Annotated in this window: 11 protein-coding genes and 1 pseudogene; 7 read left to right on the top strand and 5 right to left on the bottom strand. The window is 66.7% G+C overall.

What is annotated here, in order from left to right; all coding sequences use genetic code 11:
• Window positions 1-30 precede the first annotated feature (30 nt).
• The 3 genes from ACQP0C_RS16020 to def all read right to left on the bottom strand — a co-directional run bounded on the left by ACQP0C_RS16020 (window position 31) and on the right by def (window position 3,715).
• Window positions 31-1,404, bottom strand: coding sequence for an RsmB/NOP family class I SAM-dependent RNA methyltransferase (locus tag ACQP0C_RS16020; protein ID WP_433733677.1), 1,374 nt, complete (start codon window positions 1,402-1,404; stop codon window positions 31-33).
• Between the two features lie 824 nt (window positions 1,405-2,228).
• Complete coding sequence (gene fmt / locus ACQP0C_RS16015) at window positions 2,229-3,152, bottom strand: methionyl-tRNA formyltransferase (RefSeq protein ID WP_433733676.1); 924 nt, start codon at window positions 3,150-3,152, stop codon at window positions 2,229-2,231.
• Window positions 3,152-3,715 carry a peptide deformylase gene (gene def, locus ACQP0C_RS16010; protein ID WP_433733675.1) on the bottom strand — a complete coding sequence of 188 codons (564 nt, stop codon included), beginning with the start codon at window positions 3,713-3,715 and terminating at the stop codon, window positions 3,152-3,154. Before def ends, fmt begins: the two co-directional genes overlap by 1 nt.
• A gap of 1,039 nt (window positions 3,716-4,754) precedes the next feature.
• Here def and ACQP0C_RS16005 point away from each other — a divergent pair.
• The 3 genes and pseudogenes from ACQP0C_RS16005 to ACQP0C_RS15995 all read left to right on the top strand — a co-directional run.
• Entirely contained in the window at window positions 4,755-7,187 is a 2,433-nt protein-coding gene (locus ACQP0C_RS16005; RefSeq protein ID WP_433733674.1) for an ATP-binding protein, read from the top strand.
• 187 nt (window positions 7,188-7,374) lie between these two features.
• Window positions 7,375-7,629, top strand: coding sequence for a hypothetical protein (locus ACQP0C_RS16000; protein ID WP_433733673.1), 255 nt, complete (start codon window positions 7,375-7,377; stop codon window positions 7,627-7,629).
• Window positions 7,590-7,715: pseudogene (locus tag ACQP0C_RS15995) on the top strand (thiolase family protein); the annotation flags it as partial. The gene ACQP0C_RS16000 and the pseudogene ACQP0C_RS15995, both read left to right, overlap by 40 nt.
• Before the next feature lie 52 nt (window positions 7,716-7,767).
• Here ACQP0C_RS15995 and ACQP0C_RS15990 read toward each other — a convergent pair.
• On the bottom strand, window positions 7,768-8,316 hold the full coding sequence (locus ACQP0C_RS15990) for a TetR/AcrR family transcriptional regulator (RefSeq protein ID WP_433733672.1): 549 nt from the start codon (window positions 8,314-8,316) through the stop codon (window positions 7,768-7,770).
• A gap of 237 nt (window positions 8,317-8,553) precedes the next feature.
• Here ACQP0C_RS15990 and ACQP0C_RS15985 point away from each other — a divergent pair, with 237 nt between their 5' ends.
• From ACQP0C_RS15985 to ACQP0C_RS15970, 4 genes are all read left to right on the top strand, one after another.
• A complete protein-coding gene (locus ACQP0C_RS15985) occupies window positions 8,554-8,685 on the top strand; it encodes an aldehyde dehydrogenase family protein (RefSeq protein WP_433733671.1) in 132 nt (43 codons plus the stop codon).
• Between the two features lie 33 nt (window positions 8,686-8,718).
• Window positions 8,719-8,910 carry a hypothetical protein gene (locus tag ACQP0C_RS15980; RefSeq protein ID WP_433733670.1) on the top strand — a complete coding sequence of 64 codons (192 nt, stop codon included), beginning with the start codon at window positions 8,719-8,721 and terminating at the stop codon, window positions 8,908-8,910.
• 231 nt (window positions 8,911-9,141) lie between these two features.
• Window positions 9,142-10,536, top strand: coding sequence for an ATP-binding protein (locus ACQP0C_RS15975; RefSeq protein ID WP_433733669.1), 1,395 nt, complete (start codon window positions 9,142-9,144; stop codon window positions 10,534-10,536).
• Between the two features lie 31 nt (window positions 10,537-10,567).
• Complete coding sequence (locus ACQP0C_RS15970; protein ID WP_433733668.1) at window positions 10,568-12,520, top strand: hypothetical protein; 1,953 nt, start codon at window positions 10,568-10,570, stop codon at window positions 12,518-12,520.
• Between the two features lie 10 nt (window positions 12,521-12,530).
• Here the strand turns inward: ACQP0C_RS15970 and ACQP0C_RS15965 are convergent, their stop codons facing one another.
• Window positions 12,531-13,520, bottom strand: coding sequence for an NAD(P)-dependent alcohol dehydrogenase (locus ACQP0C_RS15965; RefSeq protein ID WP_433733667.1), 990 nt, complete (start codon window positions 13,518-13,520; stop codon window positions 12,531-12,533).
• Between the last annotated feature and the right edge of the window lie 95 nt (window positions 13,521-13,615).

Raw genomic sequence — 13,615 nt, 5'->3', positions numbered from 1 at the left:
GCCCCGCCTTCAGCGGTGCCGGGAACGGTGTTATTCGACCGGTTTGCGCAATGCCGCGAGGAACATGGCGTCGGTGCCGTGGCGGTGCGGCCACAGTTGCGCGCTCGGTCCGTCGCCGATATCGGTGACGCCGGGGAGCAGGTCGCGGATGTCGAGTTGGATGGCGCCGGTGCGACGGGCGGCATCGGCGACGACCGCGACGGTCTCCGGGAGGTGGGGCGAGCAGGTCGAGTAGAGGACTACGCCGCCGGGGCGCAGCAGCTCCCATGCGGCGGCGAGGAGTTCGCGCTGCAGCACGACCAGTTCGGCGACATCCGCGGGGGTGCGGCGCCAGCGGGCCTCCGGACGGCGACGCAGCGCGCCGAGACCGGTGCAGGGGGCGTCGACCAGGATGCGATCGTAGCCGGGTGTGAGTCCGCTGGCGCGGCCGTCGGCGACGTGCACGTCGACGGGTAGGTCGTGGACCGCCTTGCGGACGAGTTCGGCGCGATGCTCGGCCGGCTCCACCGCGTCGACCCGGTGTCCATCGATCGCGGCGATGGCACCGAGCAGGGCCGCTTTACCACCGGGTCCGGCGCAGAGGTCGAGCCAGCGACCATTGTCCGGACCGTCCAGTTCCGCGCGGGTCAGGGCGAGTGCGACGAGCTGACTGCCCTCGTCCTGCACGGCCGCCATGCCTTCGCGGACGGGCTCCAGCTTGCCGGGATCACCGCCGCCATCGAGGTAGACCGCGTACGGCGACCATTTGCCCTCTTCGCCACCGGTCACCAGGGCCAATTCCTCGGCGGTGATATCGCCGGGACGGGCGACCAGATGCACAATGGGACGCGCGTCATCGGCTGCGAGCACATCCCGCAGTTCCCCGGCCCTGGCGCCGAGCGCGTCCGCGAACGCCTGCGCGATCCATACCGGATGGGCGAACTCGAAAGCCAACCGCCCCACCGGATCTCGCGGCGCGAGCTCGTCCACCCACTCATCGACGGACTTCTCCCCCGCCCGCCGCAGCACGGCATTCACGAAACCCGCCTTACCTGCCCCGAATTCCGTGCGCGCCAATGCCACCGAGGTGTCCACCGCCGCATGCGCCCCGATCCGCGTGCGCAGCAACTGGTACACGCCCAGCCGCAGCACATCCAGCAGCGGCCCATCGATCTCCTCTACCGACCGCCCCGCCCCCGCCGCGATCACGGCATCGAGCAATCCGAGCGAGCGGCAGGCGCCGTAGGTCAATTCGGTCGCCAAGGCCGCATCCCGCCCCGAGATCCGCCGCTCCCGAAGCAGCCCCGGCAGTACCAGATTCGCGTACGCCTCCCGCTCCCGCACCGCCCGCAGCACATCCCGGGCAACCAGCCGCACCGGATCCGCGGCCACAGCGGAATCCTTGTGCCGTCCATGGCCTTTCACCGAGTCACGCCGAGCCGAGCCACCCGCAGCGGCTCCGCCGCGCCCACCCGAAGTGGGACTCCCCGCACGATTCGACCGGCGGTCATCGCCGGCGGCCCGCTTGCCCGAAGTGCTCTCATGCCATCCCGACGCATCGGAATTCGCCGCATCCGGGCGGCTTCCCCGCCGCTGTTCGCCGGACGTCGCACCGCCCTTCCCCTGCGAACGGACGCTCCGGCTTGCCGAACTTCGGCCGCGTTCCCCGGCCGCCCCCTTGTCGTCCCGACCTTTGTGCCAGCCCGATGCTGCTGAACGGCTCCCACTCCGCGCCCCGCTCGCGGCCCCTGAGTCCTTCGCGCCGCGCTCCCGCCAGCCCGATGCCTCCTCGAAACTTTCTGTCCCCGAGCGGTTTTCGCGTCGATCGCTCTCGGAATGCCGCGTCGATGAAGTGTCGTCCCGGTCCGAGAACCGCCTCGTCGCATCGCCGCCACGCCCGGCCGGATTCCCTTGCCCGGCATTCGCGCGACTACCGCCACGATCGGCGCGCACGGCATCACCCTGCCGCCCGCCGCGGGCCGACCCCGTGCCCTGCGCCGACCCCTTGCGCTGTGAAGAACCGCCCCCTGGGGACTTACGCTGTTCGGTCATGTTCGGCCGCTCTGCTCGGGTCCGTGGCGCATTGCCGCGGAACTGGTCGGATTCGGAGTGCGAATTCTTCTGCTGTGCACCACTTTTCGCTGATGTCGCGCGGGCGAGCCAGCCCGAGTCGACGGATTTCCCACTGGATTTGCGGCTGCGCGAATCGGCGGCCGCGCTGCGACCGTGGGGGCGGCGCTCGGGCGTCGTCACTCGACCACCGCGCCGGGCTGCAGGCGGGCGCCGCGGGCCCAGTCGAGGGCGGCCATCATGCGCTTACCTTGCGGCTGTACCTGATCGAGGCGAACCGCGGTGGTGGCGGTGCCGACGAAGACCCCGGACTTGCGGACCTCGATGGTCCGCTCTGGCAATACCTCCTCGACCATCGCGACGGGGCCGAGTTTGAGGCGGGTGCCGTTGACCTCGGTCCAGGCACCGGGTGCCGGGGTGACCGCGCGGATGCGGCGGTTGATCGCCAGTGCGGGCTGGTCCCAGCGGATGTGCCCGGCCTCGACCGGCACCTTGGGCGCGTAGGAAACGCCGTCGTGGGACTGCTCGACCGCGTGCAGTGTCCCGTCTTCCACGCCGTCGAGCGTCTTCTCCAGCAGCATTGCCCCGGTATCGGCGAGCCGGTCGAGCAGTGCGCCCGCGGTATCGGTCACCGCGATCTTCTCGGTGACCACCCCGTACACCGGCCCGGTGTCCAGGCCCGCCTCGATCTGGAAGGTGGACGCGCCGGTGATCTCGTCACCCGCGTCGATGGCCGCCTGTACCGGCGCGGCGCCGCGCCAGGCGGGCAGCAGTGAGAAGTGCAGGTTGATCCAGCCGAAGCGGGGAATGTCGAGCACCGGCTCCGGCAGCAGCGCACCGTAGGCGACCACCGGACAGCAGTCGGGCGCCAATGCGGTGAGCTGCTCGATGAATTCGGGTTCGGCGGGACGCCGGGGCGTCAGAACCGGAATGCCATGGTCATCGGCGAGCCGCCCGACCGGCGACCGCTGCACCCTGCGCCCACGTCCGGCGATCGCGTCGGGCCGGGTCAGCACGGCGACCACCTCGTGCCGCGCCGAATCGATGAAACGTTGCAGCGATGGCACCGCAGGTTCCGGCGTGCCCGCGAAGACGATGCGCATCAGCGACCCCGTCCGAACGGTCCGGCCTGGCTCGACCCCAGCGCACGCGAACTGCGCACGGTGATACCCGCACTGAACCAATCGGATTCGCGAATGGTGCGCATCGCCTCCTTGCGCTGCGCGGGATCGAGCCGATCGATGAACAGCACACCGTCCAAATGATCGGTTTCGTGCTGAACGCAGCGGGCCAGCAGCCCCTCGGCCGCGAATTCGACCGGTTTACCGTCCACATCGACACCCGCGGCCCGCACCCGCAGCGCGCGCCGGGTGTCGTAACGCACCCCGGGAATCGACAGGCAGCCCTCGGGCCCGACCTGCTCCTCCACGCCGATCACCGCGTAGGTCGGATTGATCAGATGCCCCATGGCGTCCTCGGTGTCGTAGACGAAAACCCGCAATCCGACGCCGATCTGCGGCGCCGCCATCCCCACTCCGCCGTCATCGTGCATGGTGTCGATCAGATCGTTGACCAACTGCCGCAGCTCCCGATCGAATTCGGTGACTTCCGCCGCACGCGAACGCAGAATGGGATCGCCGAACAGGCGAACGGGCTGAATGGTCACGGTGGCGACTCCCGACAACGAGGAACACGGTCGATTCATTCTAGAGAGCGACGCCGTTCACACGGATCTCCCCGACCGAAGGCGCAAAAGCTGGTAAAAACTCCAGTGCGGTCCGGGCGGGGTGTCGATCCCCCCGCCCGGCCGCCCGGAAAAGACCTGGTCTACGACCTGTAGCCGCCCAGTCGCTGCCGCTCACTCGCCGATTCACAAGACGTCATCGCATTCCACGACCCGTTCGTGCTGGTGACACCGTCAACACCGCAGGTCGAAGCCTCCCCCGCGCCAGCACGGTTGACGACGTCACTACCCGTAGCTCGGCCCCTGGGTGCAACACCGTGCTCGCAGGCGTTCTGCTGCATACCGCAGCGCAGATCGAGGTGCCTACCACAGCAAAAGCCCAGGTCAGCAACCCGCTGAGCTGTCACACCGGTAAGTCTCCGGACTCGTCGGGGCTGACACGGGCCAACTGTTCTCCTGATCAGATAGCCACTATGAATCCCGTTCTTCTGCAAAGCCACTCGGAAGAACATCAACTGCATCGCGGATGGGGGCATTCGGAGCGACGTCGCGTTCGTGTGCCGAAATCGGTGCCCTGCGGCGATGATTCGACCGCTATTGCGCGGCGTACTTCCAGATGCGTCCGTTGCTGTGACGTCGAGGTCAGCGCGCGGCGCGCGTTGATGCCATGGTCGTGCGCTCGATCGAGCGTGGTGAGCGCTGGCAACCCGCTGCACTATCCGCCAGAGAAGCGCTTCATCGTCGACAACATGAGGACGCACGCCGACCTCGATGAGGTACTGCCCGGCCTGCGGGCGCCGAAACCATTCGACTCAGATGGGCGGTGCAACAGTAGCCGGGCCGCACGGCATACACGCGCCCAGACGGCGTCGCTGAGTCCCCTCGCCGCTAGTGCGTCGCGTCTGACCACGGCAAAGCGGTATCCGTGATAGCCGGATATGTGGTGTCGGTCTTACGCGCGGGCTATTTTGAGTGGGCGGGTTACAACGGCGCGTCGGTACCAGCTACGTCGTTTTCCATCGTGAATCGGGGTAATGCCGCTGTGGTCGAGGTTGTCGACTATCGTGCTCTGTTCGAGGCGGCACCGGGTCTTTATCTGGTGCTCGATCCTTCGTTGCGTATTGTCGCGGTATCCGAGGCATACATGCAGGCCACGATGACCGAGCGGCCGGATATCCTGGGTCGAGATATTTTCGAGGTCTTCCCCGACAATCCGAACGACCCGGACGCCGAGGGTGCGCGCAATCTGCGGGTCTCCCTGGAACGGGTCCTACACGACCGCGTCGCCGATGCCATGCCGGTACAACGCTACGATATTCGCCGCCACGATGGTTCCTTCGAGCAGCGGTTCTGGAGTCCCATCAACTCCGCGGTGCTCGATGAAACCGGTCGGCTGCGATACATCATCCATCGGGTCGAAGACGTCACCGAATTCATGCGGTTACAGGCCGCGGACCTAGCGCAACAGGCCGAGACCTCCGCGTTGCGCGCATCGGCGCGAGAAATGGAGCAGGAGGTATTCGCCAGAGCCCGCGAGGTGGCCGAGACCAGTCGCCAACTCAAGGAGGCCAATGCCGAACTCGCACGAATGTACGCGCGAGCAAAGGAACTCGACAATCTCAAGAGCCAGTTCTTCGCCAATGTCAGCCACGAGTTGCGCACACCGCTGATGCTCGTCCTGGCACCGGCGCGGAAGCTGCTCGAGCAAGCCGCACTCGATGCCTCCTCGCATAAGGATCTCGAGGTGATCGTGCGCAACGCGCAGCTGCTGCTGGGCCAGGTCAACGATCTACTCGATGCCGCACAGCTCGAGGCGGGGGCGATGCGACCGCAATACGCCCATGTCGACGTGACCGATCTGGTGCGGCTATGCGCGGGATTCTTCGAAACGATCGCCTTGGACCGGGGAATCGAGTTCCGGGTCGAGACAGCAGTGCAGCCGGTATGGGCCGATTTGGATCCCGAGCATGTACAGCGGATCGTGGTCAATCTGCTGTCGAACGCCTTCAAGTTCACCCCGCCCGGCGGCCGGGTCCGCTGCACGATCGGCGGTGGTGATGACCGTATCGTTATCGAGATCGCCGATAGCGGACCCGGCATACCACTCGCGCAGCGCGACGCCGTCTTCGAACGATTCCGTCAGATCGACGGGGGCGCGAATCGCTCGATCGGTGGCACCGGGCTGGGACTGAGCATCGTCCGAGACCTGGCCCAACTGCACGCAGGTTCGGTCGCCATCGCCGATGCCCCCGAGCGCGGCGCACTTGTGGTCGTCGAACTACCGCGCACCGCCCCGGCGGGTACGCGCGTGCTCGAGACCGCAGCCCCGACGGACACAGTCGTCGCCGCGGCGAAGGTGCTCGCCGCGGCGGCGACCCCGGATACCGACACACCCGTCACCGCGGTGAGCCGACCGGCCCTGGCCACCGAGCAGCGGCCCTCGATCCTGGTGATCGAGGACAATCCCGACCTGAACACACTTGTCCGCGAATCGCTGTCCGACAGCTACGCAGTGGCCTCCGCCTTCGACGGAGAATCCGGGCTGGAACTAGCGAAATCCAGCAGACCGCAACTGATCGTGTGCGACATCATGATGCCGCGGATGAGCGGAGACCAGGTGGTGGATCGAGTACGGTGCGACCCCGATCTTGCCAACACCCCGATACTGATCATCACCGCCCGCGCCGATGACCAGTCACGACTGCAACTGGTACGCGCCGGCGCCAACGACTATCTCCAAAAACCGTTCCAAGTCACCGAACTACGTGCCCGCGTCGACAACCTGGTGCGGTTACGACGAGCCGAAGACCGAGCACGGACCGTGCGGTTGATCGACGAACGCGAACGCATCGCTCGAAAACTACACAAAACGGTACTGCACCGGCTGTTCGACATCAGTCTGAAACTGGGAGCGGTTCGCCCCCTCGCCCGCGTGGACCCCGTCGCCTCCCGCATCGACGCGACCATCACCGCACTCGATGCCGTGATGGCACAGATCCGCGCGACCGTCGCCGGACTCGAAGCCCAACCCGACACACCCGACGACTTCCGGGTACAGGTACAAGACATCATCGGCGATACCGCCGACGAATTGGCAGTGTCATCTCAGGTCACCTTCGACGGCCCCACCGACCGAGTCGAGCCAGCAGTCGTCGATGTCAGCCTGGCAGCGCTGAGCGCGATCCTGACCACCATCACCACCCGCGCAGTAGCCCACGAAATCGAGGTCACGGTCACCACGAACAACGACCTACACATCACCGTATGCGAAACAGCAATCACACCAACAGCTTCCCCGCAACCCCCCGACGAATTCACCGCACTCGCCGCGAAACTACCCAGCCACTCCGTAGCATTGACCACCACATCACCCACACCGAACCAACACATCTGGACCTGGACCGTAGCCGGACCACCGCTCGACTCCCCCGACCGCGGCGAAATCACCGCATGAGACGGCCGAAAACCCCTGCGAGGGCGTTCGTTTCGGGGACGATCACCGGATCAACGATCACGGCGACGCCGAGGGTATCCGCGTAGAGCAGGACCGCGAATATGGAGACCTACGGCACGACCAGTGCCCAACTCGGACATATCGCTGTCGCACAACGCGCCTGGACAGCGCTGAATCCGCTTGCGCAGTGCGTGATCCGATCACACTGGCCGACCACCAGAACTCACGATGGATCGCCGAGCCGCTGCATCTGCTGGACTGCTGCCTCGTCTCCAATGGCGGCGCGGCGGTGGTCGTGACAACCGCCGAACGGGAACGTCATCTGGCACAGCCGCAGGTGGACATCCTCGGCTGGGACAGGGCCCACCCCGGTCAGCTGCCCGAACGGGGTCGGAATTCGGATTGCGCACGGGCGCAGCGATTTCCGTACCGACCGCACTGAGGATAACCAGCGTCTGCGTCGACGACGCCGATCAGCTCGAACTCTACGACTGCTACACCTTCACCGTCCTGATCATATTGGAGGACTACGGTTCCTGCGCCAAGGGCGAGGGCGGCGCCGCTCGGCAGGGACAAACCGTCAGACCGTGGCGCGCGAGTAGACCAGCCGGACGAACTCCTCCAGCACGGCGGCGAAGTCGTCACGATGCCCGGCCGCCGCGAGTTGCTGGAACCCGACCAGCATCGCCATGCCGAGCGAAGTGATGACCCGGGCGTTCTCCGTATCGCCGGTGACGCCGTAGACGGCCTTCTGCACGGTCTTGCGCCGGGCATCGTCGACGCGACGCTGCGCGGTGCGGACCGATTCGTCGTTCGCGCCCCAGGCCCGGATGGCCGCCTCGGCCCCGTGCTGCAGCCCCAGGGTCAGTTCGCGCAGCTTCTCGATATCGGAATCCGGTGTGCCGGAACCGAATTCCATCTCCTTCAGGATCACCACCTGCCGGTTCTCCCAAAATTCGAGCAGCGCGTCGACATAGCCCTGCCAGCTGCGGAAATGGTGATAGAACGAGCCGCTGGTGACGCCCAATCCGTTGACGAGAACGCGGATGTTGAGCCCCTTGAAACCGGACTGGGCCAGGACCCCGAGCCCGTACTCGAAGTACTGCTCCTTGTTCACCACACGTGACATGTCATCACCGTACCGTAGCTCATCGTACTGTCGGCCTTTCGATACCGTGCAGGCGGAGACCGGCAAATCACGCAATAGCCCACTTGAGGAAACCCTCGATATCGCCGGAACCGCAATGTATTTCGGACGGAACGCACCGCGATTCCCGGCTCCGCGTCGACGTACAGGTGCGATCCCGCTCGCCACCCACACCTGGGAATTGCGCCAGCCCAAGGGCGTTGTCGCGATCATCTCGCGGTGGATCTACCCGCTGTCCCGCACAACGACACCGAATACGGACTCACTGTGAGCAGCTGGACCCGCGGCACCGGCCGCGCACACCGCATCGCGCGTCAGATCCGTTGCGACACAGTCGATATCAATGAGTGACACGGCTCAGCCTACGCCTCCAACGACGCCCCGATGGGCGGTATGAAGGCATCCGGCCAAGGCCGACGATACGCCGAACACGGACTGCTCGAGTACACCGAACTCCAGACCGTGGCCAGCCAGCGCCTCATCGGCTTCGACCAACAGCCCGGCATCAGTGTCGAGACCAACGCCCGCCTGCTCACCGCCATGTACAAGGCCATGAGGCCGCTGCGCATCAAGTAATCAATGCGGGCAAATCCCGTCATGGCATACCCAGTAGCGAGCTCACCGGTAGCAGCGCCGCGTTGACCGGAACGACACGTGCAAGGTATCGGCCGGGCTGCCGAACGCTTCGATCTAAGTGCGACTCGCGTCCGATCCCGCGCTGACATCGCTTGTCAAGGTTATTTCTGGGGTGTTTCCATGCCCTGCTCCCCGTCGACCGCATCGCCGAACCGACGTAGCGTCGAAGGGGTGATTGTTCCAGAGCACCTGCCAACGACCGTGGGGGAACTGCGCGCTGGCGGCCATGTGCCGCGCAGCGTGAAGACCGAGATGCGCGAGAACCTGCTGTCCTGCTTGGGTTCCGGCGACGATCCCTGGCCGGGCATCGTCGGCTTCGATCGGACCGTTCTGCCACAGTTGGAACGGGCGCTGCTGGCCGGCCATGACGTCGTACTGCTCGGTGAACGCGGCCAGGGCAAGACCCGGCTGTTGCGCACCATGGTCGGCCTCCTCGACGAGTGGACGCCCGTCATGGCCGGCACCGAATTGGGCGAGCACCCGCTCGAACCGATCAGCCCGGCGGGCCGCCGACTGGCCGAGGAGTTGGGCGACGACCTGCCGGTCACCTGGCGGCACCGCTCACAGCGTTATGCGGAGAAGCTGGCCACGCCGGATACCTCGGTCGGTGACTTGATCGGTGACGTCGACCCGGTCAAGGTCGCCGAGGGCCGCAGCCTCGGTGATCCCGAGACCATCCACTTCGGGCTGGTGCCGCGCGCCCACCGCGGCATCGTCGCGATCAACGAACTGCCCGATCTCGCCGAACGCATCCAGGTCGCACTGCTGAATGTAATGGAGGAACGCGATATCCAGGTCCGCGGCTACACCCTGCGCCTGCCGCTCGACGTACTACTCGTCGCCACGGCCAACCCCGAGGACTACACCAATCGCGGCCGGATCATCACACCGCTGAAGGACCGGTTCGGCGCGGAGATCCGCACCCATTACCCGCTCAGCGTCACGGCCGAGGTGGCGCTGGTACGGCAGGAGGCCGAACTGGTGGCCGAGGTGGGCGATCCGCTGATCGAGGTACTCGCCCGATTCGTCCGGCACCTGCGTGAATCGTCCGCGATCGATCAGCGCTCCGGTGTGTCCGCTCGATTCGCGGTCGCCGCCGCCGAAACGGTGGCCGCCGCGGCACTGCGCCGCTCGGCGCTCACCGGCGAGCGCCCCGCCGTCGCGCGGCCCGTCGACCTCGAATCCGTGCCCGCGGTCTTGCGGGGCAAGCTGGAGTTCGAGTCCGGTGAGGAAGGCCGTGAGCAAGAGCATCTGACCCACCTGTTGCGACGCTCATTCGCCGAGACGGCGAGTGCGCTGCTCGGTGGACTGAACCTGCGGCCGTTGGCAGAGGCGGTCGGCGACGGCCACCTGGTCACCACCGGCGAGCGCGTGCCGGGCCAGGATGTCCTTTCGGCGCTGCCGGAACTGCCCGTCCTGCACGAGGTGGCGCATCGGCTCGGCGTCGGCGCCACCGAACCACCGACCCGCATCGCATCGGCGGTCGAATTCGCCTTGGAAGCGCTCTATTTGGCCCGGCAGGTCGCCAAGGACTCCGACGACGGCATCGCGGTGTACGGCTCATGACCGCCGAAGTAGCTCGTCCGGGTACGCCGTCATGACGATCCCCGACCGCTATGCCTACGGCCCCTATCACGACGGGCCCGATCCACTGGCGCCTCCGCTCGATCTGCGGGAGGCGCTGGACCAGATCGGGCGCGATGTGATGGAGGGCAGCTCGCCCCGCACCGCACTGGAGGAGCTGCTGCGACGCGGTATGCGCGAAATGCGCGGGCTCGATGAGCTCACCCGGCGGGTGTGGCAGCGCCGCGCGGAGATCGCTCGACGACATCGGCTCGACGGCACCCTGCAACAAGTCCGTGAACTGCTGGAGCAGGCCCTGGAAGCCGAGCGCCGCGAGCTGTTTCCGGATCCCTCCGACGACGCCAGATTCGCCGAAGCACAGCTGGACGCCTTGCCGCCGAGCACCGCGGCCGCCGTCAACGAGCTGGCCGAGTACCGGTGGCGATCCGAAACCGGCAGGGAGAACTATCAGAAGATCCGCGACCTGCTCGGTCAGGAACTGCTCGAATCCCGGTTCCAGGGCATGAAACAGGCCTTGGAGAACACCACCCCCGAGGATGTCGAACGGGTCGGACGAATGCTGTCCGACCTGAACGACCTGCTCGCGGCGCATGCGCGGGGTGAGAACACCGAACAGCAGTTCGCCGAATTCATGGCCGAACACGGCGAATTCTTCCCGGAGAATCCGCGCGATACCGACGAACTGATCGACGCGCTCGCCGCCAGGTCCGCCGCCGCACAACGCATGGTGAACTCGATGTCCGCCGAGCAGCAGGCCGAACTGGCCGAGCTGATCGGACAGGCATTCGGCGATCCGCGCATTGCCCAGCAGGTCGCCGCCCTCGACGCCGCCCTGCGGGCGCTGCGGCCGGGTGAGGACTGGGACTCGGCCCAGCGGTTCCGCGGCAACGACCCGTTGGGCCTCGGTGCGGGCGCGCAAGCCCTGCAGGATCTCGCCGAACTGGACGCGCTCGCCGAGCAGCTCAGCCAGTCCTATCCGGGAGCCAGCCTCGAGGATATCGATCTGGACGCCCTGGCCCGCCAACTCGGCGACGACGCGGGCGTGGACGCCGCTCGGCTGGCCGAATTGGAACGCGAGCTGCGCAGGCAGGGTGTATTCGAACGGGCGCAGGACGGCTCGCTTCGATTGACACCCAAGGCTTTACGGCGGCTCGGCGAGACCGCGCTGCGAGCTGTCATCGGGCAGTTGCGGTCGCGGCGCGGCGAGCGGGATACCCGGTTGGCGGGTGCGGCGGGCGAGCCGACGGGCGCCACCCGGGCATGGCAGTTCGGCGATACCGAACCGTGGGACGTGGCGAAGACCGTGCGCAATGCGGTGCTGCGGTCGATGTCGGTGGGCCGTCGCAGCGTCGCGCTGGACGTATCCGATGTCGAGATCATGGAAACCGAGCAGCGGTCGCGGGCGGCCGTGGCGCTCTGCGTCGACACATCGTGGTCGATGGTGCAGGAAGGCAGGTGGTTGCCGATGAAGCGCACCGCCCTCGCGGTGCATCAGTTGATCAGCACCCGTTTCCGCTCCGACGCGCTGAGCCTGATCACCTTCGGCCGACACGCCACGACCGTCGATATCGGCGAACTGACTGCGCTGGAAGGCGTTTGGGAGCAGGGCACCAATCTGCACCATGCGCTATTGCTCGCCGGACGGCACCTGCGCAGGCATCCGGATGCCGTACCCGTGGTGCTCGTGGTGACCGATGGCGAGCCAACGGCGCACCTGGAACCGGACGGCACGGCCTACTTCAACTGGCCGCCGCAGCGGCGCACCCTCGCGGCGACGATGGCCCAGGTCGACGCTCTGGCCAAGCTGGGCGCGTCGGTCACGGTATTCATGCTCGGCGACGACCCCAGCCTGGCCGCCTTCGTCGACCTGGTGGCCCGCCGCAGCGGCGGTCGCGTGGTGGCGCCGGATCTGGACGGTCTCGGCGCCGCCGTGGTCAGCGACTATCTGCGCGGCAGACGCGGCTGAATTCGACGCGTTAGTCGGTCACCACGACCACCTTTCCCGTGGCATGGCCTTGCTCCTGGTACCGCACGGCCGTCGGGATGTCGGCGAAGGGATAGGTCCGGTCGATGACCGGGGTGACCTTCCCGTCCTCGATGAACTCGGTAAGCGCGATGAGGTTGTCCTTGTTCCGAGTACATCGGGTCACCTCCGCCATCGCGATGCGCTGCGAGACGAACGGCGCCGCCGCCAACGCCGCGAACATCCGGCCAGCGGGTTGTAGCCACCGACCCGCTGGCCCGCCGACGGCCACGTAGGTGCCCTTGGACGTCAACACGCGGCGGCATGCCGACACCGGGCGACTTCCCGCGATATCCACCAACAGCTCATAGCGCTGGCCGTTCCGGGTGAAATCCGCTGCGGTGTAGTCGATTACCGCATCCGCGCCGAGTCCGCGAACCAGGTCCACATTCCTCGTGCCACAGACACCGGTGACCACCGCGCCGAACGCGTGCGCGAGCTGTACCGCGAACGTGCCGACACCACCCGACGCGCCATTGACCAGCACCCGCTGCCCGGGTTGGATCCGTCCCTCATCACGCAGCGCCACCAGCGCGGTATTGGCCGCCAGCGGCACCGCGGCCGCCTGCTCGAACGACAGGTTCCTCGGTTTCGGGGCCAGCTCGCTTTCCCGGACACACACGTACTCGGCGAAGCCACCCCCGGTGATCATCGCGAATACCTCATCGCCGGGCCGGAATCCCGTCACCGCCTTGCCGACAGCCTCGACCACCCCCGCCACATCGGCGCCCAGGATGGCGATGGACGGCTTGCGCAACCCGACACCGCCACCCATCAGCCGCGCGATATACGGCTCACCGCGCATGAAATGCCAGTCATACGGCTGAACCGAGGTGGCGCGCACCCGGATCAGCACCTCATCGGCGGCCGGCACCGGCTGGTCGATGTCCATGAGAGTCAGCTGCTCCGGCGGACCGAATGAGCGAAGGACATAGGCCTTCATCGTGTTCTCCTCAGATCTCGGCACCGAGCCGCCTCCCGCGCTCATGAGCCTTACGTCGTAAGGTACCCTTACGACGTAAGGCAGTCAATGGCCGC

The sequence above is a fragment of the Nocardia sp. CA-129566 genome (assembly GCF_050956075.1).
Taxonomy (GTDB): domain Bacteria; phylum Actinomycetota; class Actinomycetes; order Mycobacteriales; family Mycobacteriaceae; genus Nocardia.
Note: the sequence above shows the minus strand (reverse complement) of the source record. Positions and strands in the feature narration are given on the sequence as shown.

What these genes read in the sequence shown, in the direction of transcription:
- fmt (WP_433733676.1), bottom strand. Translation starts at nt 3,152, where the DNA reads ATGCGCATCGTCTTCGCGGGCACGCCGGAACCTGCGGTGCCATCGCTG.
- ACQP0C_RS15990 (WP_433733672.1), bottom strand. Translation starts at nt 8,316, where the DNA reads ATGTCACGTGTGGTGAACAAGGAGCAGTACTTCGAGTACGGGCTCGGG.
- ACQP0C_RS15980 (WP_433733670.1), top strand. Translation starts at nt 8,719, where the DNA reads ATGGGCGGTATGAAGGCATCCGGCCAAGGCCGACGATACGCCGAACAC.
- ACQP0C_RS15970 (WP_433733668.1), top strand. Translation starts at nt 10,568, where the DNA reads ATGACGATCCCCGACCGCTATGCCTACGGCCCCTATCACGACGGGCCC.
- ACQP0C_RS15965 (WP_433733667.1), bottom strand. Translation starts at nt 13,520, where the DNA reads ATGAAGGCCTATGTCCTTCGCTCATTCGGTCCGCCGGAGCAGCTGACT.